Source organism: Pseudomonas quercus (genome assembly GCF_012033695.1).
Lineage (GTDB): Bacteria > Pseudomonadota > Gammaproteobacteria > Pseudomonadales > Pseudomonadaceae > Aquipseudomonas > Aquipseudomonas quercus.
The window spans coordinates 152,536-175,825 of the sequence record NZ_JAAVJI010000010.1 but is presented as its reverse complement, the minus strand read 5'-3'; the positions used below and the strand labels follow the sequence as shown (position 1 = coordinate 175,825).

The following is a 23,290-nucleotide window of genomic DNA, read 5'->3' as shown; positions in this document are numbered from 1 at the left end:
ACCTCAGATCGCAATACGGTTCATATAGCGGGCAAATGCCTGCAAATAGCGTGGAATGGGGATCAGGAAGGCATCGTGGCCCTGGGGCGCATCGATTTCCAGGTAGGACACACTTTTGCGTGCTGCCATCAGTGCATCGACGATTTCCCGTGACCGGGCCGGTGAGAAGCGCCAGTCGGTGGTAAAGGACATGATGCAGAAATCTGCCGTCACGCCTGAAAGCGTTTTGGCCAGGTCATCCCCATGGGCAGCCGCGGGGTCGAAGTAGTCCAGCGCCTTGGTCATCAACAGGTAGGTGTTGGCGTCGAACCGCCCGGAAAACTCTTCACCCTGATACCGCAGGTAGCTTTCTACCTGGAATGCCACACTGTGAAAGTCATACGCCAGCTGATCGCTTTTGAGCTCTCGGCCGAATTTCTCGCCCATGGAGTCATCTGACAGGTACGTGATGTGGCCCACCATGCGTGCCAGCATCAGCCCGCGTTTGGGAATCACGCCTTCAGCCTGGAAGTCACCGCCGTGGAATTCAGGGTCTGAGAGGATGGCTTGCCGCGCCACTTCGTTGAAGGCGATGTTTTGGGCCGACAGCTTGGGTGCCGAGGCGATGGCCACACAATGGCGCAGCCGATCGGGGTAGCTGATCGCCCATTGTAGCGCTTGCATGCCGCCCAGGCTGCCGCCCACCACGGCCGCCCACTGTTTGATGCCCAGCCTGTCGGCCAGGCGGGCCTGGCTGTGTACCCAGTCTTCCACAGTAAGCACTGGGAAGGTCGCCCCAAACGGCTTGCCCGTAACAGGGTCGGTACTGCCAGGCCCTGTGGAGCCGTTGCACCCACCCAGGTTGTTCAAGGCAACCACAAAGAACCGGCGGGTATCGATGGGCTTGCCTGGGCCAATGGCGCTGTCCCACCAGCCTGGTTTGCGATCGGCTTCGCTATGAAAGCCGGCTGCATGGTGATGCCCTGAAAGCGCATGGCAGATCAGGACAGCGTTGCTGGCGGTGCTGTTGAGCTGGCCATAGGTCTCATAGACCAGTTCATAACTGGCCAGCGAGCGGCCACAGGCCAAGGGCAACGGTTCACTGAAGCGCGCCACCTGTGGCGTGACCAGACCAACCGAATCGTCGGGGAAGGCTGTAGGCATCGACCCTGCTCTCACTCAAATGAGGCGTAAGGATAAGGAGGGGGGGCGAAGGGGGCAAGGCTTTGCCCCTGTCTATCTTGCCCAGCATCACAAGCGCGGGCAAAGCCCGGCGCCTGGGCGGTTAGGATGCTATGCCTACCGGTCAGATCAACGTGCGCAGAATCTGCGGCATGCCAGTCATGGCCGCCAGGTTGTTGATCACCAGCATGTCCAGCAGCTTGAGCACCATGAAGGCAAGAATCGGCGAGATATCCAGGCCACCCAGGCTAGGCAGGAGGCGGCGGAAGGGTGCCAGTATGGGCTCGCAGATCTGGTTGACCAGTTCTGCGCCAGGGTTGTGGCTGGCCGGTGCGACCCACGAAAGGATCACACTGATAATCATGGCGAAGAAGAAGATGTTCAGAAACAGCGCAGTGACACCAATGATCGACCAGATCAACAGCTGCACAGGGTTACCTGTGGTGCCATAGGCCAGTAATAAGGTGAGCGCCATTACGACCAACTGAATGACGATGGCCAGCAGCAGCGAGGACATGTCCAGGCCGAACAGGCTGGGAATCACCCGGCGGATGGGGCGCAGCAGGGGTTGAGTGGCCCGCACCGCGAATTGGCTCAGGGGGTTGTAGAAGTCTGCCCTCACCAGTTGCAGCACAAAACGCAGCAGCACAATCAGCAGGTACAAGCTGCCAAGGGTTTGCAGCACGTAAATCAATGCGGTGTTAAGTCCAATCATCTAATGCTCCTTAGTTGGCCAGTTGTTCGGCCAGTTCTTTCGAACGGTGCGCCGCAGCGCTGAGGGCCTTCGCTACCAATGCTTCAAAACCATTCGCTTGGAAAGCCTTGATGGCGGCTTCCGTCGTACCTCCCGGCGAAGCGACCCGACGGCGAAGCTCGGCGGCATCCGCGTCGCTGGTCGATGCCATCTGTGCGGCGCCCAGTGCGGTTTGCTCAGCCAATGCTTCAGCGGTGTCACGGGGCAGCCCTAGGTCCACACCGGCTTGAGTCATGGCTTCGATCATCAGGAAAAAGTAAGCCGGGCCGCTTCCGGAAACAGCCGTCACAGCGTGTAGCTGCGCTTCGGTGTCCAGCCACAGAGCAAGGCCTACTGCGCCTAGCAACCGCTCGGTAACGGCTTTCTGGTCGTTCGTCACTTGTGCCGTAGCGTACAGCCCGCTGGCGCCTTGGCGAAGCTGTGACGGGGTATTAGGCATGCAGCGTACCACCGGGTATTCGCCCAGCCAGGCTTGCAGGCTGGCGCACGTGATCCCGGCAGCCACGGAGACGATCAACTGGCCAGGTTGCAAGGCGGGGCGCAAGGCCTCGCACACGCCCTTCATAACCTGCGGCTTGACGGACAGCACGATGACGTCAGCGCCTTTCACCGCTTCGGCATTGTCTGCAAAGGTGGCGATGCCGTAGGTGCTACCAATGCGCGCGCGGGTCTCCTCACTGCGGGCGCTGGCGGTTATATGGCTGCTGTCGATACCTTCAGCCCGTAGCCCGGCGATCAGGCTGGTGGCCATGTTGCCGGCACCAATAAAGGCAATGCGTGGTGTGCTCATGGGAAATCCTTCGAATCGGTTCAAACAGGGGCGTTGGGCGTGCTGTAGTCGCGGGCGCCAAAGAGCGCAGTGCCTATGCGTACCCAGGTCGCGCCTTGGGCGATAGCTGCCTCCAGGTCGTCACTCATGCCCATGGACAGCGTGTCCAGGCCAAGGCTTAGCCCATCGCGCAGGGCAGTGACCCGAGCAAAGGTCGCGTTCTGCTCGGTAGCCTCCGTGCTGGGCTCAGGAATGGCCATCAAACCACGCAAGCGCAGGCGTGGCAGTGCAGCGACGGCACTGGCCAGGGCCGCCAGGTCTTGCGGCTCACAGCCGGCCTTGCTCGCCTCGCCGCTGATGTTCACCTGCAGGCAGATGTTCAGCGGTGGCAGGTGGGGTGGGCGTTGCTCGGACAGGCGCTGGGCAATTTTGAGCCGGTCGACCGAATGCACCCACGCGAAGTGCTCGGCGATGGCCTTGGTTTTATTGGACTGGATCGGGCCGATGAAATGCCAGGTCACGTCCAGGTCGGTAAGCTCGGCCTGTTTGGCCAAGGCTTCCTGCAGGTAGTTTTCACCGAAATGATGCTGGCCTGCAGCATGGGCTTCACGTATGGCCTGGGCCGGCTTGGTCTTGCTCACGGCCAGCAGGTTCACGCTGCTCGGCTCACGGCCTGCAGCCTGGGCTGCCGCGCCAATTCGCGCACTCACCGAAGAAAGGTTGTCTGCTATGGTGGACATTACTTGGCGCCAGCGGCTTTAGGGGTCTGCGGCATTCTACCTGCTTGTCTGTATTTGGGGAGTCTCATGGACATTACCGAGTTGTTGGCCTTCAGCGCGAAACAAGGCGCGTCGGACCTGCACCTTTCTGCCGGGTTGCCGCCCATGATCCGCGTAGACGGCGACGTACGCCGAATCAACCTGCCGCCACTGGACAACAAGGCGGTGCAGGGGCTGATCTACGACATCATGAATGACAAGCAGCGCCAGGACTTCGAAGAGTTCATGGAAACGGACTTTTCCTTTGAGGTGCCGGGCGTAGCGCGGTTCAGGGTCAACGCCTTCAATCAGAACCGGGGTGCTGGTGCCGTGTTCAGGACCATCCCCTCCAAGGTGCTGACCATGGACGACCTGGGCATGGGTGATGTGTTCAAGCGCATCACGGATGTTCCCCGCGGGCTGGTGCTGGTGACAGGGCCTACAGGGTCGGGCAAGTCCACCACCCTGGCGGCTATGATCGACTACCTCAACAGCAACAAGCACCACCATATCCTTACCATTGAGGACCCGATCGAGTTCGTTCACGAATCCAAGAAATGCCTGGTGAACCAACGCGAAGTGCACCGTGACACGCTGGGCTTCTCTCACGCCCTGCGCTCGGCCTTGCGAGAAGACCCGGATGTGATCCTGGTCGGGGAGCTGCGAGACCTGGAAACCATTCGCCTGGCCCTGACCGCTGCGGAAACCGGCCACCTGGTGTTTGGCACCTTGCACACCACTTCGGCGGCCAAGACCATCGACCGTGTGGTGGACGTGTTCCCGGCAGAGGAAAAAAGCATGGTGCGCTCGATGCTCAGTGAGTCACTGCAGGCGGTGATCTCACAGACCCTATTGCGCAAGATCGGCGGGGGGAGGGTGGCGGCCCATGAAATCATGATCGGCACGCCGGCTATCCGTAACCTTATCCGGGAAGACAAGGTGGCGCAGATGTACTCGGCCATCCAAACCGGCGGTTCGATAGGTATGCAAACCCTGGATGCGTGCCTCAAGGAACTGCTGGCCAAAGGCATCATCGCGAAGGATACGGCCCGGGAAAAGGCAAAAAGCCCAGACAGCCTGTAAACCTGGCCCCTAACGTACTGCAGGTTGCCGGCCTCCGCCTTGGGCTGCAACCGGTCCAACAGCAGGCAGCCACGGTATGACCTGTAGGCGTTCGCGCAGCGCGGGCGCAGCGGGCGAACCTTGGCAACTGATACACCGCGGCGGCCCGTTCCCGGTCTCCGCCTTTGGCTGCGCCCGGTCCCACAGCAACCAAGGCTCACGCGCCTGCCCCCTTGTGGGAGTTCGCGCAGCGGACGAACCTTGGCAGCCATTACACCATAGCGACTTCAGGCTTCCGCCTTTGGCCACAACTGATCCCACAGCAAGCCGCCGCGCTGTAGCGACCTCAGCGTTGGGTAATGCGAAGGTTCGCCGTGGCTGGCTGCTTGGGCAATACCCGCTTGGCAACCACGTAATGCTGGTTCCAGTAAGGCTTGTTCAGTGTGTCGATAGACACGGCCTTGCCCCGGCGAGGCGCATGAATGAACTTGCCTTCGCCCAGGTAGATGGCCACGTGGTTTACACGGCCACTCTTGATATTGAAGAAGATCAAGTCCCCAGGCTTGAGGTCGGCACGTGCAACCTTGACGCCGTGGCCGTCTGCCATGGCATTGGAGGTGCGAGGCAAGTTCACAGCCTTCACGTCGTTGAAGGCGTACTTGACCAGCCCGCTGCAATCGAAGCCTTTGCTAGGGCTGCTACCGCCCCATTTATAAGGCGTTCCCAGCACGTTGACTGCGCGGCTCAGCACCGCATTGCTCTGGCTGTTCTGGCGAGCGGCCATTTGTGCAGCGGCGGCCTGCGCAGAATGAGGTACAGCCTTGCGTACCAAATGACGCGGCGCACGTGGCGCATGTTCGGCGGTACCTGCTTGGGCGGTGTAACCCGAGAAGCTAGGAGGAAGGGTTTGCTCACGGTTGGAGGCGTAAGCGGCCAGTGGACATAAAAGGCAAATGGTTAGCCATGTCTTGAATATTGGGTGCATTCGGCAGGGCTCAGTGTAGTGGCGCGAAACTTTATAACAGCTTTTTTGCCTGTTTTTGGGCCACTGGTCGATCCAGAATCCGCCCATACCGAACCTTAGGCAGTGTTTTGTGTCTATGTAAACCAGCTAACCCCCGTAATAGCCCGGTTTGGGCACACTCTCCAGGCAAAGACCGCTTGTCGGCTCGCCGTGCAAAAGTCACAATTCTTTCCAGAAATTTTAATTATCACCCCGCAAGGCATCCCCTATGAATACCTATCAGCCCGAACCGCGGCTGCACGATACCCATAGCCTGATCTTCGGTTATGCCCTCTGGATTTTCGGTTTCACCGGCGCTCACCGCTTTTATTACGGCAAGCCGGTCACAGGTACCCTGTGGTTTCTTACCCTCGGGCTGTTCGGCATTGGTTGGTTGATCGACCTGTTTCTGATCCCGGCCATGGATCGCCATGCAGACCTGCGGTTTCACAGTGGCCCACTGGACTACAACATTGCCTGGCTGCTGCTGACCTTCCTCGGCCTATTTGGCGTACACCGCCTGTACCAGCGCAAATGGATCACGGCGGTGATCTACTTCTTCACCGGCGGGTTGTTTCTGGTGGGCGTGCTGTATGACTTCTGGACACTCAACGATCAAGTGTCCAAGGAAAACCGCGACGCGTATCGGGGGTGAGACAGGTGCCCTGGCCATGCATTGAGCATGGCCCTAGGCGTGTTGAGCGTAGGACCATGCCTCTGCAAAGCGCACTCATGCAGGTTAAGTGACGGTTCAGGCCTGGTGGCTGACCTTTCCGTCCACCAAGGTATAGCGCACAGCGCCGGGCAAGCAGTGGCTCATGAACGGGCTGTTCTGGCCGCGGGAATGCCAGTGCTCGCCGGCCAGGGTGGTGGCATTCAGGTCGAACAGCACCACGTCCGCTGGTGCCCCCACCTTCAGTTCACCTGCCGGCAACCGCAGGGCCTGCGCCGGGCCTGCCGTCAAGCGGGCCAACAGGGTGGGCAGGTCCAGCACGCCTTCTTCCACCAAGGTCAGAGCCAATGGCAGCAACAGCTCCACACTGCTGATCCCGGGTTCTGTCGCACCGAACGGTGCCTGCTTGGCATCACGCTCGTGGGGTTGGTGGTGGCTGGAAATGGCTTGAATGACGCCGGCCTTGACCGCAGCACGTAACCCATCGCGGTCCTTGGCAGTACGTAGCGGTGGCAGCACGTGATACAGGCTTGAAAAACCGGTGAGCGCTTCGTCCGTGAGAATCAACTGGTACAGCGCCACGTCTGCTGTCACTGGCAAGCCACGCGCCTGGGCCTGGGCGATCATTTCTGCGCCACGGGCAGTAGTCAGCTGGCTGAAATGGGCGCGAACACCGCTTTGCTCCACTAGTAGCAGGTCCCTGGCCAGTGCCACTGTTTCAGCGGTCTCAGGTACGCCAGCCAAGCCCAGGAAACTGGCGATCGGGCCATCGTGCGCCAGCCCACCGGCCGCCAGGTCGCGGTCCTGGGAGTTGAACACCACGGTCAGGTCGAATGTGGCGGCATATTCCAGCGCTCTGCACAGGGTACGCGTGTTGTTGAAACTGTTCAGGCCATTGCCGAAAGCCACGCAGCCCACATCCCGCAAAGCTACCAGCTCAGCCAGCTGCTCGCCTTCCAGCCCTTTGCTCAATGCACCAACAGGAAACACCTTGCAGTGGCCGGCTTCGCGCGCACGGTCCAGGATCAGTTCGGCAACAGCCGAGGTATCCAGGATGGGGCGCGTCAACGGTGGGCAGCACAGCGAAGTCACACCGCCGGCTGCGGCGGCGCGGGTTTCCGTGGCGATGGTGCCCTTGCGGCTGTAGCCTGGCTCGCGCAACGAAACGTTGAGGTCTACCAGGCCTGGGGCGGCAATGAGCCCATGGGCGTCGATGTGTTGTGCCGCCCTGAAGGTGGCTGGGGCGGCGCCAATGGCCAGCACCTTGCCGTTCTCCAGGTGCAGGTCGGTGAGCTGGTCCAGGCCTGAGACAGGGTCGATCAGGCGGGCACCCATAATGCTTACAGTCACTGGAAACTCTCCTGCTCGATCTGCCGCTGTGCTGCCTGGCCGCTCATGGCCATGGACAGCACCGCCATGCGTACGGCAATGCCGTAGGTTACCTGGTTGAGAATCACCGATTGGGCGCCATCGGCCACGGCAGACTCGATCTCCACGCCACGGTTGATCGGCCCAGGGTGCATCACGATCGCATCAGGCTTGGCCAGGGCCAGCCGCTGGGTAGTCAGGCCAAACAGCCGGTAGAACTCTCCCTCGCTGGGCAGCAGGCCGCCTTGCATGCGTTCGCGCTGCAGGCGCAGCATGATCACCACGTCCACGTCCTTCAAGCCCTTGGCCAGGTCGGTATACACCGTCACGCCATACTGCTCTACGCCAACGGGTAGCAAGGTTTTGGGGCCGATCACACGAATGTCACGACATCCCAGGGTCTTGAGCGCAATCATGTTGGAGCGCGCTACTCGGGAGTGCAGGATATCCCCTACGATGGCCACGGACAGGTTTTCAAACCCTCCCTTGTGCCGGCGGATGGTCAGCATGTCCAGCATGCCTTGGGTGGGGTGCGCATGGCGGCCATCACCGCCATTGATCACCGCCACCTCTGGCGATACGTGTTCGGCAATGTAATGGGCGGCACCGGAGTCGGCGTGGCGCACCACGAACATGTCAGCCGCCATGGCTTCCAGGTTGCGCAGCGTATCGAACAGCGTCTCGCCTTTGCTGGTGGAAGAGGTGGACACGTTTAGCGTGATCACGTCTGCCGACAGCCGTTGGGCCGCCAGTTCGAACGTGGTACGGGTGCGCGTAGAGTTCTCGAAGAACACGTTGCATACGGTTTTGCCGCGCAACAAGGGCACCTTCTTCACTGCCCGAGCGCCTACTTCCAGAAATGAGTCAGCGGTGTCCAGAATTTCGGTAAGCAGCTCGCGGGGGAGCCCGTCTAAAGACAGGAAATGCCGTAACTGACCTTGGTCGTTGAGTTGCAGGGGGCGCTTTGCGTCGGTTGGCGTCATCGGGTGGACTCTTGAAGGCTGGCAGCAGCACCAATGGCCTGGCGCTCCAGGGTAAGCGGGGTAGGGCCGAGTAATTTTACCCGCTCGTCAGGGGCCAGGGACAGCGTGGCGCCCACTACATCAGGGCGGATAGGCAGCTCGGCTGCGTCCAGGTCCAACAGGCTTACCAAGGTCACGCTGGCCGGCCGACCGTAGTCGAACAGCTCGTTGAGTGCGGCACGCACCGTGCGCCCGCTCATCAGTACATCATCGATAAGCACAAGGTGCTGGCCTTCGATCTCGAAGGGCAGGCTGGAGGGGCGTACCTGAGGGTGCAGGCCGTTCTGGCTGAAATCATCACGGTAGAACGACACATCGAGCGTACCCAGCTCGGTGGCCTGCCCCAGCGCCTCCATCAGGGCCTGGGCAACCCAAACACCGCCGGTACGTATGCCGATGAAACGGGGGTTATCGATGCCTCGAGCCTGCAGCCTTGTCGTAAGGGCAGTGGCCATCTGGGCGATCAGGTCGGCGGGGTTGGGTAAGCTCATGCACACTCCAGGAAAGCGGCGGCCTGCGGCCGGGCAAGGTCAAGGTTCGGAAAGGTTTGCGGCGTTGGCCTCCAGCCAGCCTTCAAGTACCAGCCGTGCGGCGATCGCATCTACCGGGTTGTCCCGATAGCTGTGAGTCCGTTGCCCACGGGCTATGCGCTCGCCTTTGGCTTCAAAGGTGGTCAGGCGTTCGTCGTGGGTATGGACCGGCAGGTTGAAACGCCCATTGAGCTGGCGGGCAAACTTTTCAGCGCGGGCGCTCATGTCGCTGGGCGTACCGTCCATGTTCAAAGGCAGGCCTACCACCAGTGCATCGGGCTTCCACTCTTTAAGCAGGGCTTCGACTTTGAGCCAGTCCGGCACGCCATTCTGGGCTTTGAGCACGCACAACTCGCGGGCTTGGCCAGTGATCACCTGGCCAACAGCCAGGCCGATCTGCTTGCTGCCGTAGTCAAAGCCGATCAACAACCGAACCGCCATCAGGCGTGCCCCGCCTGGCTGGTGAGCAGGCTCAGGTTGATCCCGAGGCGCTTCGCGGCGGCCGTCAGCCGGGCTTCACTGGGTATATCGAACAAAATGGCAGGGTCGAAGGAGCAGGTCAGCCAAGCGTTTTCGGCCATCTCGCTTTCCAGTTGCCCCGCTTCCCAGCCGGCGTACCCCAGCGTGATCAAGCTTTGCTCGGGGCCGCTGCCGTCAGCGATAGCGAACAGCACGTCTTGGGACGTGGACAGCGATACGCCGCCCAGCTCTACCGTGGCATCGAACACCGGGCCACTGGTATGCAGCACGAAGCCGCGGTCCATTTGAACCGGCCCCCCGCCATACACTGGCACCAGTTGCGCCGACAACGGAGGCGTTACGTCTGGCCGGAGCTGTTCGAGAATGTCAGCCAAGTTCAGCTCCTGTGGCCGGTTCACTACCAGCCCCATGGCACCGCGCTCGGTGTGCTCGACGATATAGGTCAGCGTCTGGGCGAAATTGGGATCGGCCATGTGTGGCATGGCGATCAGGAACTGATGCTTGAGGTAGCTGGTTTCAAGGGTCTTCATAGGCGTAGTTTGGCGCTGCCTCTGGGGGCTTTCAAGCGGTGGGCATTCAATAGCAACCCTAATTGCTGGACAACCGGTCACCTTTGGCAAACCGCCAGGTCCGAATGATTTCGAGCCGGTCGATGTCCGAAAGGTCCCCGGTAAACGGCGCAAAAGGCGCTGCAAGGCGCACAATGCGCTGAGCAGCTTCATCCAGTAGAGGCTGCCCGGAGGACTCGAGTACCAACACTTCGTACAGTGAACCATCACGGTTGATCGACACCAGCATCCGTAGATTGCCGTAGATCTGCTGTTGGCGCGCCTGTTCGGGGTAGTTCAGGTTCCCGATACGCTCCACCTTCTTGCGCCAGTCTTCCTTGTACCAGGCCCCCTTGTCGCGCATGGTCGAGGCCGCGCTCAAACGGTAGATGCGGGGGCGCTTGGCATACGCCTGCTGCTCGTTTGAAAGTTCGGCTTCAAGGCTGGCGATCTCGCTGGACAGCTGGGAACTGTCGAAGTCGGGTGTGGCGGGCTGGGGCTTCTCGTCCACAGGCTGTTTCTGCGGCCGTGCTTCGGTCTTGTGCACCTGTGTGGCAGTAGTGGCCACGGCCTTGGTTTTCTGCGGCGCATCCTCGCGTACTGGGCGGGGCGCAGGGGGTGGGGTCACCTTGTTGATCTGCTCGCTCTGGAACGGCGCTACTTCCGTGGTTTTCGGCACGGCCTTGTGTTCGAGCGTGCCACTGCCCTGTTGGTTGTCCTGGGCGAGAAAGTCGGCTTTCTCTGGCGCCTTGTCACTTTTGAAGGTGGACAAGGTGATTTCAAGGGTTTTACTGATTTGCGCAGGCGGTTCCAGGCTGAAGCTCACGCCAAGAATGACGGCCAGGTGCAACAAGGCAGCAACGAGCAGCGCAAAACCCAAGCGGTCCGCGGGGCGGTCAGCCTTTGGCGCAAGCTTTGAAGAGAGCATGGTAAAACTGGTCATTAAGTACCCGGCCTGGCCCTGGGCGCGTAGCAGCGAATGGCGGGGCATGATACTCCATATGCCCCGCTTCGCGTCGCCCAGGTAACGTTAGCGCGCCTGAAGCTTGCGCTCGATGGCGTCCATCAGCAGGCCACCGATGTCTGTGCCGTAGGCTGCATCGATTTCCCGCACGCACGTGGGGCTGGTGACGTTGATCTCGGTCAGGTACTCGCCAATCACGTCCAAGCCTACGAACAAGAGCCCTTTCTCGCGCAGGCTGGGGCCTACCTGGGCAGCGATCCAGCGGTCACGGTCGGTCAGGGGGCGCGCCTCGCCACGGCCACCGGCTGCCAGGTTGCCACGGGTTTCCCCAGCCGCAGGAATGCGTGCCAGGCAATAATCCACGGGTTCGCCGTCGACCATCAGAATGCGTTTGTCGCCTTCGGTAATGGCAGGGATGTATTTCTGCGCCATGGTCTGGTGGGTGCCGTGAACCGTCAGGGTTTCCAGAATCACAGACAGGTTGGGGTCACCTTGGCGGTGGCGGAAAATGGATGCGCCACCCATTTCATCCAGCGGTTTGAGAATCACGTCGCCGTGTTCGGCCACGAAATCGCGAATGATGTCCTGGCGCCGGCTCACCAGCGTGGGCGGGTTGCACTGCGGGAACTGAGTGGCAAACAGTTTCTCGTTACAGTCGCGCAGGCTCTGCGGCTTGTTCACTACCAGTACACCCGCGCGCTCGGCCTGCTCCAGGAAGTAGGTGGCGTACACGAACTCGATGTTGAAGGGCGGGTCCTTGCGCATCAGGATCACGTCCAGGTCCTGCAGCGCGATGTCCTGGGGTGCTTCCAGGGTGTACCACTGCTCCGGGTTGGCGAAAACCTTCAGCCCACAGGCCTTGGCGCGCGGTTGGCCATTGGCCTGGTACAGGTCCGGCAGCTCCATGTAGGTCAGTTCCCAACCGCGCGCCTGTGCGGCGAGCAACATCGCCAGGGATGTGTCCTTCTTGTAGTTGATGCGCGAAATAGGGTCCATGACGATGCCGACGCGGATGGGCATGGTGGTGTGTCTCCAGGCAGGATGAGCAGGTTTTGATGGCGCTCAGGGTGGCCCGCGCGAACCCGATGGTCAAGCGTATGCACAAGGGTGCAACATAGAACCACGGCTGGGAGTGTGCTAAAAGGCTTCCAGCATATGCCTATTGCTTGCCAGCGAGCAGGGCCTGCAGGGTGCCATGGGCAGGCCTACATTCACCGGCCATTCACTCTCTTTCAATGAGCACCTGATGGAACAGCATTCGCCAACCTTGAAAGTTTTGGTGGTGGACGACTCCAAAACCATTCGCCATACCGCCGAGACACTGTTGCAGCAGGTGGGATGCCAAGTCATTGTTGCCGTGGACGGCTTCGACGCATTGGCCCAACTGGTCGATCATCGGCCAGACGTAGTGTTCATTGACGTAATGATGCCCCGCCTAGACGGCTACCAAACCTGCCAATTGATCAAACAGAACGCCCGTTTCGCAGGAACTTCAGTGATAATGCTGTCGTCGCGAGAAGGCTTGTTCGACCGGGCGAGGGCGCGGGCGGTTGGCGCAGATCGGTTTTTGACCAAGCCCTTCGACCGCGCTGCATTGCTGGAGGCTATCCAGGCTCAGGTGCCTGGTTTCCAGCCGCTGCTACCCTGAAGGGTACAGCAGGTGCCGCGACGGCTTACTCTTAATCGAACGAGGAACAGCATGGCCCGAATCCTGATTATCGATGACTCGCCAACCGAGCTTAAAAAGCTGACCGGCATGCTCGAGCGCCTAGGCCATCAAGTACTCAAGGCAGCCAATGGGGGCGACGGCGTTGCGCTTGCCCGGCAGGAAAAGCCCGATGCTGTGCTGATGGACATCGTGATGCCTGGAATGAACGGTTTCCAGGCCACGCGCCAACTGACCAAGGACGAGTCCACGGCCACGATTCCTATCATCATTATTACCAGCAAGGACCAGGAAACCGACAGGGTGTGGGGTGCTCGCCAAGGCGCACGGGAATACCTGACCAAACCGTTCGAAGAAAGCGCACTGGTGGCGGCGCTCCAGAACGTACTGGTGGGCTGACAGCACGGATGAACCCCTCGTATACCGCGTTCGAATTGTTGTTGGCCATTGACCAACGCTGTCGACTGCGCGCCACCGGCCTTCCGCTGGAACAGGAAGGCGAACCGCCCTGGAGTGGTATCAGCTTTCGCATGGGCAATGGCTGGTACGTGGCGCCCATGGCCGAAGTTGCCGAAGTGTTGCCCGAGCCACGCATGACCCGTATTCCTGGCGTGAAGCCCTGGATGCTGGGTGTCGCCAACGTGCGTGGTCGCCTGCTGCCAGTGATGAACCTGTCGGGGTACTTCGGTGCAGCGTTGTCCAGCCATCGGCGGCAGCGCCGGGTACTGGTAATCGACCACGATGATGTGTTCACGGGGTTGTTGGTAGACGAAGCGCCCGGGCTTCAGCATTTTCCAGCGGCGGACCTGGCGCCCGTACGGCCAGAGAGCCTGGACGAAGCCTTGGCGCCTTTCGTAAAAGGCTATTTTCTCCATGAGCGTGAGTGGGCGGTGTTCAGCCCCTACGCGCTGGTGACGGCAACGGAGTTTCTGAATGTGGCGGCATGACACCTTGGCAAGGCGAACGCGATGAGCAGTGCGGTCAAAGGCAACCCTTTGCAAGGCTCCAGAAGCACCGCCCAAATTGCAGGCCTGTTCGTGGCGCTGGTAGTGCTCATCATGCTGTTGTTCGCCAACTTCGCCTACCTCAGCACCCAAGCCAACCATGACAAGCAGTACATTGGCCATGCAGGCGAGCTGCGCGTGGTGTCCCAGCGTATTGCCAAGAACGCTACCGAAGCGGCAGCAGGCAAGGCCGATGCCTTTCGCGAGTTGACTACGGCACGCAACGAATTCGACCGTCGCTGGCACTACTTGACCGAAGGCGACACCCATACCGGCCTGCCGCCCGTGCCTCACACGGTGCATGAGCAAATGATCGCCGTGCAGCGCGACTGGGACCGGCTGCGCAAAAGCGCGGACACTATCCTGGCCAGCGAGCAGACAGTGCTCTCGTTACACCAAGTGGCCGCTACGCTCGCTGAAACCGTGCCTCAGCTACAGCTCGAATCTGAGAAAGTGGTGGATAACCTGCTGCGTCGCGGTGCTCCTGCAGAGCAGGTGGCGGTCGCGCAACGGCAATCCCTGTTGGCCGAACGAATTCTGGGGTCGGTCAATATCGTATTAGCCGGTGATGAAAATGCGGCCCGCGCTGCCGAGGCCTTTGGCCGCGATGCCAATCGTTTTGGCGTGGTGCTCAATGGAATGCTCAACGGCAGCAGTGCCCAAGGTATACGCCAGGTAGACGACCCTATAGCCCGTGCGCGGTTGCAGGAGATTGCCGAACTGTTTGCGTTTGTATCCGGTTCGGTGGGCGAAATACTGGAGACCTCGCCTGAGCTATTCAGGGTCAGGGCAGCGTCAACCGAGATTTTCAACCTGTCCCAGACCCTGTTGGATGAAGCCTCACGCTTGGCAGAAGGGCTGGAGGACAGGGCCGGTGCACGCACGTTGGACGTAGTGGGTGGCTACCTGCTGGGCCTGCTGGCCTTGGCCTGTATCATTCTGATGGCCACCATCATGGTGCGCGAGACCAACCGGCGCCTGCGTGAAACGGCTGAAAAGAACGAGCGCAGCCAGCACGCAATCATGCGGCTGCTGGATGAGATCGAAGGGCTGGCGGCGGGTGACCTGACAGTAGCCGCCTCGGTAACCGAAGACTTCACAGGCACCATTGCAGACTCCATCAACTACTCCATCGACCAGTTGCGGGACTTGGTAGCGACCATCAACCGTGCGGCCGAGCGTGTCTCTGCTGCCGTGCAGGATACTCAGGGTACGGCGCGGCAGTTGGCCAAGGCGTCCGAGCATCAGGCCCAGCAGATCAGCGAGGCGTCCAGAGCCATCAGCGATATAGCGCAGTCCATCGACCATGTGAGCAGCAATGCCTACGAGTCGGCCAAGGTGGCCGAGCGCTCGGTCAACATTGCCAACAAAGGTAGCGAAGTGGTGCACAACACCATTCAGGGCATGGACGTGATTCGTTTCCAGATCCAGGACACCTCCAAGCGCATCAAGCGGTTAGGTGAGTCTTCCCAGGAAATCGGCGACATTGTCGGCCTGATCGATGACATCGCAGAGCAAACCAACATTCTTGCACTCAACGCAGCTATTCAGGCGTCCATGGCCGGGGAGGCCGGTCGTGGTTTTGCGGTGGTCGCCGATGAGGTCCAGCGCCTGGCAGAGCGTTCCTCGGCCGCCACCCGGCAGATCGAGATGCTGGTGCGGGCTATCCAGGCCGACACCAACGAGGCCGTGATGTCCATGGAGCAGACAACCTACGAAGTGGTGCGCGGCGCGAGGTTGGCACAAGATGCAGGCGTGGCCCTGGAGGAAATCGAAAACGTTTCCCAAGACCTGGCCGCTCTTATCCAGCGTATTTCCAATGCGGCCCAGCAGCAAACCTCGTCGGCTGGGCAAATTTCCCACACCATGGCCGTGATTCAGGAGATCACCACGCAAACGTCTTCGGACTCCACCGCTGCGGCCGAAAGCATGAGCAACCTGGCCCAGATGGCGGGTGAAATGCGGCGTTCCGTGTCCGGCTTCACCTTGCCAACGCCTACCGAGCGATGAGGAGAGGGCAATGAACCTGGACCGGGAAGGGCGTGCCGATGTGGTTGGCCTGCAATGGCTCAGGCCGGAACTGGCGGCAACCTTGGCCGAGGCCCGGCAGGCCTTGGAGGTAGCGCCAGGGGTGCAGGGCCTTGAAGCGTGCGCCAAGGCCCTGCACGGGGTGGTGGCTGCCTTGGGGTTCGTGAATTTTCCTGGCGCTGCGCGGCTTGCCTGTGACCTGGAGCGGCTGGCGAGTTTGCCGCAGCCGTCGGCTGCCTCTATTGACGCCTTGCGCCACCTGATCGACCGCTTGCCCGGCTACCTGGACAGGGTGGCTACTGCGCGCCACGACCTGCCACTGTTGCTGCAGCCCTGGCTCAATGAAGTGCGCGGTACCTTGGGTGAGCCGCCTCTGTCCAGTGACGACCTCACACGCCTCATGGGATTGCCTGCGCCACATGAGCCGGCTCGAAGCATGCCCGCCGTTACCCCGGACCGCGCAGGGCTCGGGCCACTGATCGCGGCACTGTGCGAGGAACTGTCAAGAAACAAGGCTCGGCTAGACCAGTACCTCCAAGGCAGCCCGCATGATGGCAGCGCACTTGCTGCCATTGCACCGTCGTTGCGGCGAATTGCCGATGCCCTAGCGGTGTTGGGGTTCCAGCAGCCCCGCCGTACGATCCTGGATCAGATGGGGACAATCCACAGCCTTGCGAACGGTGAACAGCCGGCCGACACGTCAGCCGTCATGGACGTTGGTGGGGCACTGCTTTATGTAGAAAGTACCTTGTCCGGTATGGTGGGCCCTGAAGACCTAGTGCCAGGCGCGGCGCAAATCCCGCCCACAGAGCTTGAGCGTATTCATCACCTGGCCATTGAGGAAGGCCTGACGGCGTTGGAGCGTATCGAGCAGTCCATCAGCGAATGCGTGGACGGTGGGTGGGCAGCAGAACGGCTAGTGGCCATTCCTGCGCAGTTGCTTGAGCTGCGTGGCGCGCTGGCCATGGTACGCCCGGAAGCGCTATTGACGCTGATCGGTGCCCTTGAAAGCTACGTGCACGAGCACCTGCTGCCTGCCGTTCAACCCCCGCCCCAGGGTGTACTTGAAACACTGGCCGACGCGCTGTGTGCGATCGAGTGGATGCTGCGCCGCTGGATGGTAGACCCACGCGAGGCCGAAGAAGCGTTGTTGGCCAGTGCCCGCCATGCCCTGGACGGGCTTGCTGCCAAGCAGCCCCCGCACATGGCCGACAGCGTCGCTCCTGGCACGGCGTTGCTGGAGGACGCGCCGCTGGATACACAGCTGCTTGATATCTTCTACCATGAGGCGCGCACCTACCTGGAAATTCTCCGAGGGTTTCTGCGCAAGGCCACCGCTCCGGCAGTGGTGACCGACGCCTTGCAACGTGCATTGCATACGCTCAAGGGCAGCGCATTCATGGCAGGCGTGGTACGCATGGGCGAGATGGCGGCACCGGTGTACCGTCTGTGCAAAGAGTTTCACGCACGGCGTCGCGCCTTCGGCCAAGCAGAGCTGGACGTGCTGAGCAGTGCGCTGGCATTGCTGGAGCAAAGCCTTGAGCAGGTGGGGCGCCATACGCCTGAGTGCATTACGGATACGTCCACATTGGCTGAGCAGGTCGATACGCTGTTGTCACAGACGCCTGCAAACCTGGAGGTAGCCGACCCTGACACAGAGGCACAGCACGTACGCCGGCGACTGCTGATCGAAGGCATCGACCATCTGGACGATGCGCAAGCGCACTTGACGGCCTGGCGGCAAAAGCCAGGCCCCTACACTGGCCTTCCAGCATTGCTGGGCACGCTCGATAGCCTGGCAGAACAGGTACACGGGGCTGCGGTTCCGGCCATGGACAGGCTATGCGAGGCGTTGCTCGACCTTTACGGTGCTATCGAAGAGGCCAGCCTCGCCGCGTCACCGGCAGTGCTCAATGATGCCGAGCGGGCACACCAGGCACTTTATGACATGTTCGACGAACTGGCAGCGGGCCAGGACGTGCATGCGCGGCCGGAGGCCGTGGCTTGCTTGCAGCACTGGCTGGAGCATGCGCTAGATCCCTCAGCACTGGGCGCTGTAGGCAGCTCATCTGTGGACCCGCTCGCCGGGCGGGCCTTGCCTGTACCCACAGGCGGTAAGGCTACCGAAGAGGCGCTTCACGCCTTCTTCCTTGAAGAAGCCGCCGACCTCCTCGAAAGCGCCGACGAAGCGCTCCGGGTGTGGTTGCAAGATCCTCAGCGAGAGAGCGCGCTCGTAGCGCTTGAGCGGGACTTGCGCACGCTGGCAGGTGGCGCTCGGCTGGCAGGCCTATCCGCGCTGGGCGGCTATGCAGACGCTTTGGGGGCGCTCTACGGGGTACTGCACGCCAATGGTGGCAAAGATGAGGATGGGCGCGCGCGCCAGGCACACCTGCGGTTGCACCAATGGTTGGCCCACTTGGCAGACGCACGCCCTGACGTGCTGCCCTTGGACGTTTGGTTAAGCGAACTGACCGCGCCCTTGCCCCTGCCGAATGAGGATACGCTGACATCAGGAGAGGAAGCAGTCCGCGCCAGCGAGCGTGAGCTGCTGGAGGTCTTTCTGGATGAAGGCGCTGACTTGATCGAAAGCGCGGGCGCCGCTCTGGCCCGCTGGCAAGCGGAGCCTGGCAACGCCCTGGAAGTGGAGAACCTGCTGCGTGACCTGCATACGCTCAAAGGGGGCGCGCGCATGGCCGAGGTGGGGCCGGTGGGCGACTTGGCCCATGAGCTGGAAACCCTCTACGAGCGAGTATCGGCCGGTGAGCTGCAACCTGCGCCCGCACTGTTCAAGTTGTTGCACAAGGGGCACGATCGTCTTGCGCTGATGCTTGATACTGTGCGCTCTGGCGAACCTGCACCGGTAGACTTCACCCTGCTCGATGCCGTGCAAGGCTATGGCAGCCGAATTCTGCCACCGCTGCGTGAGCCGTCACGCCCTGCTATAGCCGACCTGACAGCACTGTCGGAGCGGGGCGGCACTGACCAGATAAAAGTGGCAGCGCAAACCCTGGAAGACCTGGCTAACCTGGCCGGTGAGGCGTCCATCACCCGAGGGCGTGTGGAGCAGCAGGTGAACGATGGTCAGGCCGCCATGCTGGAGATGGAGACCACCCTTACCCGTATGCGTGACCAGTTGATCCGGCTGGACAGCGACACGCTGCAACCGCCTGCCGGGCGCCAGGCCTCGTCGGGTGCCGAGGATGCCTTCGATCCTCTGGCACTTGAACGCCAGACCCACCTGCGCGAACTCAGCCGAGCGCTGCTCGAAGCGGTATCGGACCTGTCCGACCTGAAGGAAACCCTCGCCGCGCGCAACCACGAAGCCCAGGCCCTGCTTGCCCAGCAGGCGCGTATTTGCTCAGGGCTGCAAGAAGGGCTGATGCGCACACGCATGGTGCCCTTCTCTCGCGTGCTCCCACGCTTGCAGCGCATTGTGCGCCAGGTGGCTGAGGAGTTGGGCAAGGACGTACTGTTCGAATCCACTGACACCGAAGTGGAAATGGACCGTACCGTATTGGAGCGGATGATTGCGCCTTTGGAGCACATGCTTCGCAACGCCATCGATCACGGCCTTGAAAGTGCGCAAAGGCGGCTTGCCGCCGGTAAGCCAGCGCGAGGGCTGATTGCCTTGCGCGTCGCCCATGAAGGCGGCGAGATTGTGATCGAGATGAGCGATGACGGTGCCGGTATTCCACTAGCGGCTGTCCGTGAAAAAGCCATCAAGCGGGGTTTGCTTAGCCCCGACAGCGACCTGCGTGACCACGATGTGCTTCAGTTCATTCTTCAGCCAGGGTTTTCCACCGCGCAGAAGATCACGCAGATTTCAGGCCGTGGCCTGGGTATGGACGTGGTGCATGAAGAGGTAAAGCAGTTGGGTGGAAGCATGAGCATCGATAGCCATGCCGGCAGCGGTGCACGCTTTGTGATTCATCTGCCGTTCAGCGTGTCCATCAACCGCGCGCTGATGGTGCAGTGTGGCGAGCAACTGTTCGCGGTCCCTCTCAACAGCATCGAAGGCATTGTGCGGGTGGCCACGGAAGAACTGGAAGCAGCTTATCACGGGGCGCAGCCGCGCTACCGCTATGCACAGCTGTCGTATGACCTGCGCTACCTCGGCGACGTGCTGGGCCTTACGCCCCGCCCTTCGCCACTGGAAGGGGGTATTCCACAGCCTCTGCTGCTGGTACGTGCGCCGGATCACCAGGTGGCTCTGCATGTGGATGCCTTGGTGGGGTCCCGGGAAATTGTGGTGAAAAGCTTGGGTCCGCAGTTCGCCGCAGTGCCGGGGCTCACGGGCGCCACCATTCTAGGCGACGGGCGCGTGGTGCTGATTCTGGACCCACTTGCGCAGATTCGAGCCTCGCACCTGCGCCCCTGGGCTGCCGCAGCCCCGGCAACCCGGTACGTTTCACCGCCCACAAAACCTCTGCTGGCCATGGTGGTGGACGACTCAGTGACGGTGCGAAAGGTCACCAGCCGCTTGCTTGAGCGCCATGGTATGCGCGTAATCACTGCACGCGACGGTGTGGAAGCCTTACAGGTGCTGGTGGACCACCTGCCCGATGTGCTGCTGGTGGACATTGAAATGCCACGTATGGATGGCTTCGAGTTGGTCAGCAAGCTGCGTGCCGACGCACGGCTGGCCAGTATCCCTGTCATCATGATCACCTCACGCACAGGCGAAAAGCACCGCCAGCGCGCCATGGCCTTGGGGGTAAGCGAGTTTCTTGGCAAGCCCTACCAGGAGTCGCAGTTGCTGCACCTGATTCGCTTCTGGAGCAGCAAGCATGCCTGAGCGCGCGTTTTCCCGTCGTGACGCCTTGAGCACGCTGCTATTGCCCCTGGCCGATCGGCAGTTGATTGTGCCCGATGTAGCGGTCGCTGAACTGATCGGCTATCGCCTAGGTGTGCCTGCCGGTGTAACAGCCCCTTGGGACTTGGGCGATGTCCCTTGGCGCGGGCGTGAATTGCCTTTGGTGAGTTTCGAAGCCGCGTGTGGCCAAACCCTGCCCTGGGGGGAGCGGGTGCGCATCGCCGTCATGCACGGTGTAGGTGACGCCTTGCCCTTCTATGCACTGCTGATGCAGGGCATACCCCGCACGCTGCGCGTGGACAGCCAACTGAGCTACATCGACGTACCGCTGGCGTCGCTGGAACTGGCCGCCGTGGTGGCTGGCAATGAGGTCGCCCGCGTGCCAGACCTGGATGGCCTGGCCGACATCATCATGCGCGGGCGCTTCAGTTCGGGTTGAAATCACCCCATAGCTGCTGCGCCAGTGCCAGCGCCACCACCGGCGCGGTTTCAGTACGCAACACCCGTGGGCCCAGCCGGGCAGGGTGGAAGCCTGCGCCCTGTGCCTGATGTACTTCCGCGTCGTTGAGGCCGCCTTCGGGGCCGATCAGAAAGGCCAGGGAGCCTGGCGCCGGGTGGCTGCCCCAAGGCGCAGAGACCGGGTGCAGGACCAGTTTCAGGTCGGCCTTGCACTGAGCCAGCCATTCAGTAAGTGGCAGAGGTGGGTGAATCACGGGGACGGTTGACCGCCCGCTTTGCTCGCAGGCACTGATTGCAACCTGCCGCCAGTGGGCTAGGCGCTTGTCTGCCCGCTCGTCCTTGAGCCGGACCTCGCAGCGCTCACTGACAATAGGGGTCAGCTCGTTTACGCCTAGCTCAGTCGCTTTCTGAATGGCCCAATCCATGCGTTCACCTCGGCTCAGGCCTTGGCCCAGGTGAATGTGCAAGGGCGACTCCGGCAAGCCGGGTAATACCTCATCCACCTGCACGCTCACCGTTTTCTTGCCAACCTGCATTAAGGTAGCCAGGTACTCCTGCCCCTCGCCATTGAACAGCTGCACGCGATCCCCTTCGGCCAGGCGCAATACGCGGCCGATGTAATGAGCCTGGGCCTCGGGAAGGTGGTGTTCACCCATCGCTAGTGGCAGGTCGACAAAGAAGCGGGAAAGTCTCATGGGCTAGATCGTCCAACACAAATAGTAAAGAAAGCGAGTGTTTCACTGGCCCTGTGGTTAGCCAGGGTCCCGGAAATTCGGGTGCAGGCCCTGCGCTACACTCACCGGCGCCCGCTCGCGTGTGGCCAGGTCAATGCCTTCAGCGGCGACTTCGGCCAGGAAGTCGATCTGCTCGGGCGTAATGATGTAGGGCGGCAGGAAATACACCACGCTGCCCAGCGGGCGCAACAGGGCACCCCGTGTCAGGGCATGCTCGAATACCTGAAGGCCGCGTCGCTCTTGCCAGGGGTACGCCTGGCGAGTGGCCTTGTCTTTCACCATCTCGATAGCCAGCACCATGCCGGTCTGGCGCACTTCTGCCACATGGGGATGGCTTGCCAGGTGGGCCGTTGCATCACCCATGCGCTGCGCCAGGGCCTGGTTGCGCTCGATGACGTTGTCCTGCTCGAAAATGTCCAAGGTGGCCAGCGCCGCTGCACAGGCCAGCGGGTTGCCGGTGTAACTGTGGGAATGCAGGAAAGCGCGCAGAGTGGAGTAGTCGTCGTAGAACGCCTGATACACATCCTCTGTGGTAAGGCAGGCTGCCAATGGCAGGTAGCCGCCCGTCAGGGCCTTGGACAGGCAGAGAAAGTCTGGGCGGATACCCGCCTGCTCGCACGCAAACAGAGTGCCGGTGCGGCCGAAGCCTACGGCAATCTCGTCGTGAATCAGGTGCACACCGTAGCGGTCACAGGCTTCGCGCAGCAGCTTGAGGTACACCGGGTGATACATGCGCATGCCACCGGCGCCTTGAATCAGCGGCTCGATGATCACAGCGGCAATGGTGGCGTGGTGTTCGGCCAGGGTGCGTTCCATGGCCTGGAACATCGTGCGCGAATGCGCTTCCCAGCTGACGCCCTCAGGCCGCAGGTAGCAGTCCGGGCTCGGGACCTTAAGGGTATCGAGCAGCAGGGCCTTGTAGGTCTCAGTGAACAGCGGCACGTCACCTACGGACATGGCGGCGATGGTTTCGCCATGGTAACTGTTGGTCAGGGTCACGAAGCGCTTCTTGCCGGGCTGGCCGCGGTTGAGCCAGTAGTGAAAGCTCATCTTGAGCGCGACTTCGATGCAGGACGAGCCATTGTCCGCGTAGAACACGCGGTCCAGCCCCTGGGGCGTGATATTGACCAGGCGTTCGGATAGCTCGATCACCGGCGCATGGCTGAAGCCGGCCAGAATCACATGTTCAAGCTGGTCCACCTGGTCTTTGATGCGTTGGTTGATGCGCGGGTTGGCATGGCCAAACACGTTTACCCACCACGAGCTAACAGCGTCGATGTAACGCTTGCCGTCGAAGTCTTCAAGCCATACGCCTTCACCCCGCTTGATCGGGATCAATGGCAAGCGCTCATGGTCTTTCATTTGCGTACAGGGATGCCATAGTACGGCCAGGTCTCTGTCTATCCACTGCTGGTTCAGGCTCATGCTGCTGACTCCACGCCGCCGCGAACGGGGCTTATAAAAAATGATGCGCAAGCCTATGCAATGCCTGCC

22 protein-coding genes are annotated in these 23,290 nt (G+C 61.3%); 8 read left to right on the top strand and 14 right to left on the bottom strand.

What is annotated here, in order from left to right:
* Nucleotides 1-3: 3 nt before the first annotated feature.
* The 4 genes from metX to HBH25_RS16540 form a co-directional block, all read right to left on the bottom strand.
* Complete coding sequence (gene metX, locus HBH25_RS16555) at nt 4-1,143, bottom strand: homoserine O-succinyltransferase MetX (protein WP_168085042.1); 1,140 nt, start codon at nt 1,141-1,143, stop codon at nt 4-6.
* Between the two features lie 142 nt (nt 1,144-1,285).
* Nucleotides 1,286-1,876: a YggT family protein gene (locus HBH25_RS16550; protein ID WP_168085041.1), complete on the bottom strand. Its 591-nt coding sequence runs from the start codon at nt 1,874-1,876 to the stop codon at nt 1,286-1,288.
* A gap of 10 nt (nt 1,877-1,886) precedes the next feature.
* On the bottom strand, nt 1,887-2,705 hold the full coding sequence (gene proC / locus HBH25_RS16545; RefSeq protein ID WP_168085040.1) for a pyrroline-5-carboxylate reductase: 819 nt from the start codon (nt 2,703-2,705) through the stop codon (nt 1,887-1,889).
* Nucleotides 2,706-2,725: 20 nt separating this feature from the next.
* Nucleotides 2,726-3,424 (bottom strand): YggS family pyridoxal phosphate-dependent enzyme, encoded by a 699-nt coding sequence (locus tag HBH25_RS16540; protein WP_168085039.1) that lies wholly within the window; start codon nt 3,422-3,424, stop codon nt 2,726-2,728.
* 66 nt (nt 3,425-3,490) lie between these two features.
* Between HBH25_RS16540 and HBH25_RS16535 the strand changes: the two genes are divergently transcribed.
* Nucleotides 3,491-4,525 carry a type IV pilus twitching motility protein PilT gene (locus HBH25_RS16535; protein ID WP_168085038.1) on the top strand — a complete coding sequence of 345 codons (1,035 nt, stop codon included), beginning with the start codon at nt 3,491-3,493 and terminating at the stop codon, nt 4,523-4,525.
* A gap of 325 nt (nt 4,526-4,850) precedes the next feature.
* Here HBH25_RS16535 and HBH25_RS16530 read toward each other — a convergent pair whose 3' ends face one another.
* Nucleotides 4,851-5,489, bottom strand: a complete 639-nt coding sequence (locus HBH25_RS16530) for a C40 family peptidase (protein WP_168085037.1) — start codon at nt 5,487-5,489, stop codon at nt 4,851-4,853.
* A 247-nt stretch (nt 5,490-5,736) separates the two neighbouring features.
* Between HBH25_RS16530 and HBH25_RS16525 the strand changes: the two genes are divergently transcribed.
* Nucleotides 5,737-6,162: a TM2 domain-containing protein gene (locus HBH25_RS16525; RefSeq protein WP_168085036.1), complete on the top strand. Its 426-nt coding sequence runs from the start codon at nt 5,737-5,739 to the stop codon at nt 6,160-6,162.
* 96 nt (nt 6,163-6,258) lie between these two features.
* On the opposite strand, the gene HBH25_RS16520 is transcribed toward HBH25_RS16525, so the two are convergent.
* From HBH25_RS16520 to gshB, 7 genes are all read right to left on the bottom strand, one after another.
* The gene (locus HBH25_RS16520) at nt 6,259-7,530 is read right to left on the bottom strand and encodes a dihydroorotase (protein ID WP_168085035.1); all 1,272 of its coding nucleotides are present in this window, start codon (nt 7,528-7,530) and stop codon (nt 6,259-6,261) included.
* A complete protein-coding gene (locus HBH25_RS16515) occupies nt 7,527-8,531 on the bottom strand; it encodes an aspartate carbamoyltransferase catalytic subunit (RefSeq protein ID WP_168085034.1) in 1,005 nt (334 codons plus the stop codon). The genes HBH25_RS16520 and HBH25_RS16515 overlap by 4 nt, the downstream gene beginning before the upstream one ends.
* The gene (gene pyrR, locus HBH25_RS16510) at nt 8,528-9,061 is read right to left on the bottom strand and encodes a bifunctional pyr operon transcriptional regulator/uracil phosphoribosyltransferase PyrR (protein ID WP_168085033.1); all 534 of its coding nucleotides are present in this window, start codon (nt 9,059-9,061) and stop codon (nt 8,528-8,530) included. The genes HBH25_RS16515 and pyrR overlap by 4 nt, the downstream gene beginning before the upstream one ends.
* Nucleotides 9,062-9,100: 39 nt before the next feature.
* The gene (gene ruvX / locus HBH25_RS16505; RefSeq protein WP_168085032.1) at nt 9,101-9,541 is read right to left on the bottom strand and encodes a Holliday junction resolvase RuvX; all 441 of its coding nucleotides are present in this window, start codon (nt 9,539-9,541) and stop codon (nt 9,101-9,103) included.
* On the bottom strand, nt 9,541-10,110 hold the full coding sequence (locus HBH25_RS16500; protein ID WP_168085031.1) for a YqgE/AlgH family protein: 570 nt from the start codon (nt 10,108-10,110) through the stop codon (nt 9,541-9,543). Before HBH25_RS16500 ends, ruvX begins: the two co-directional genes overlap by 1 nt.
* A 58-nt stretch (nt 10,111-10,168) precedes the next feature.
* Nucleotides 10,169-11,071 (bottom strand): energy transducer TonB, encoded by a 903-nt coding sequence (locus tag HBH25_RS16495; protein WP_168085061.1) that lies wholly within the window; start codon nt 11,069-11,071, stop codon nt 10,169-10,171.
* 87 nt (nt 11,072-11,158) lie between these two features.
* Nucleotides 11,159-12,112: a glutathione synthase gene (gene gshB / locus HBH25_RS16490; protein WP_168085030.1), complete on the bottom strand. Its 954-nt coding sequence runs from the start codon at nt 12,110-12,112 to the stop codon at nt 11,159-11,161.
* 226 nt (nt 12,113-12,338) lie between these two features.
* Here gshB and HBH25_RS16485 point away from each other — a divergent pair, with 226 nt between their 5' ends.
* Genes HBH25_RS16485 through HBH25_RS16460 form a run of 6 tightly spaced genes read left to right on the top strand, consistent with a single transcriptional unit; the run spans nt 12,339 to nt 21,042 of the window.
* Nucleotides 12,339-12,740: a response regulator gene (locus tag HBH25_RS16485; protein ID WP_168085029.1), complete on the top strand. Its 402-nt coding sequence runs from the start codon at nt 12,339-12,341 to the stop codon at nt 12,738-12,740.
* A gap of 51 nt (nt 12,741-12,791) precedes the next feature.
* Complete coding sequence (pilH, locus tag HBH25_RS16480; RefSeq protein WP_168085028.1) at nt 12,792-13,157, top strand: twitching motility response regulator PilH; 366 nt, start codon at nt 12,792-12,794, stop codon at nt 13,155-13,157.
* An 8-nt stretch (nt 13,158-13,165) separates the two neighbouring features.
* A complete protein-coding gene (locus HBH25_RS16475; protein WP_168085027.1) occupies nt 13,166-13,705 on the top strand; it encodes a chemotaxis protein CheW in 540 nt (179 codons plus the stop codon).
* Nucleotides 13,706-13,726: 21 nt separating this feature from the next.
* A complete protein-coding gene (locus HBH25_RS16470) occupies nt 13,727-15,772 on the top strand; it encodes a methyl-accepting chemotaxis protein (RefSeq protein WP_168085026.1) in 2,046 nt (681 codons plus the stop codon).
* 10 nt (nt 15,773-15,782) lie between these two features.
* Nucleotides 15,783-20,585, top strand: a complete 4,803-nt coding sequence (locus tag HBH25_RS16465) for a hybrid sensor histidine kinase/response regulator (RefSeq protein WP_168085025.1) — start codon at nt 15,783-15,785, stop codon at nt 20,583-20,585.
* Complete coding sequence (locus HBH25_RS16460; RefSeq protein ID WP_168085024.1) at nt 20,578-21,042, top strand: CheW domain-containing protein; 465 nt, start codon at nt 20,578-20,580, stop codon at nt 21,040-21,042. Before HBH25_RS16465 ends, HBH25_RS16460 begins: the two co-directional genes overlap by 8 nt.
* Here HBH25_RS16460 and HBH25_RS16455 read toward each other — a convergent pair.
* A complete protein-coding gene (locus HBH25_RS16455; protein ID WP_168085023.1) occupies nt 21,029-21,757 on the bottom strand; it encodes a 16S rRNA (uracil(1498)-N(3))-methyltransferase in 729 nt (242 codons plus the stop codon). The two genes, HBH25_RS16460 and HBH25_RS16455, sit on opposite strands and share 14 nt — an antisense overlap.
* A 57-nt stretch (nt 21,758-21,814) precedes the next feature.
* Nucleotides 21,815-23,221, bottom strand: a complete 1,407-nt coding sequence (locus HBH25_RS16450; RefSeq protein ID WP_168085022.1) for an adenosylmethionine--8-amino-7-oxononanoate transaminase — start codon at nt 23,219-23,221, stop codon at nt 21,815-21,817.
* Between the last annotated feature and the right edge of the window lie 69 nt (nt 23,222-23,290).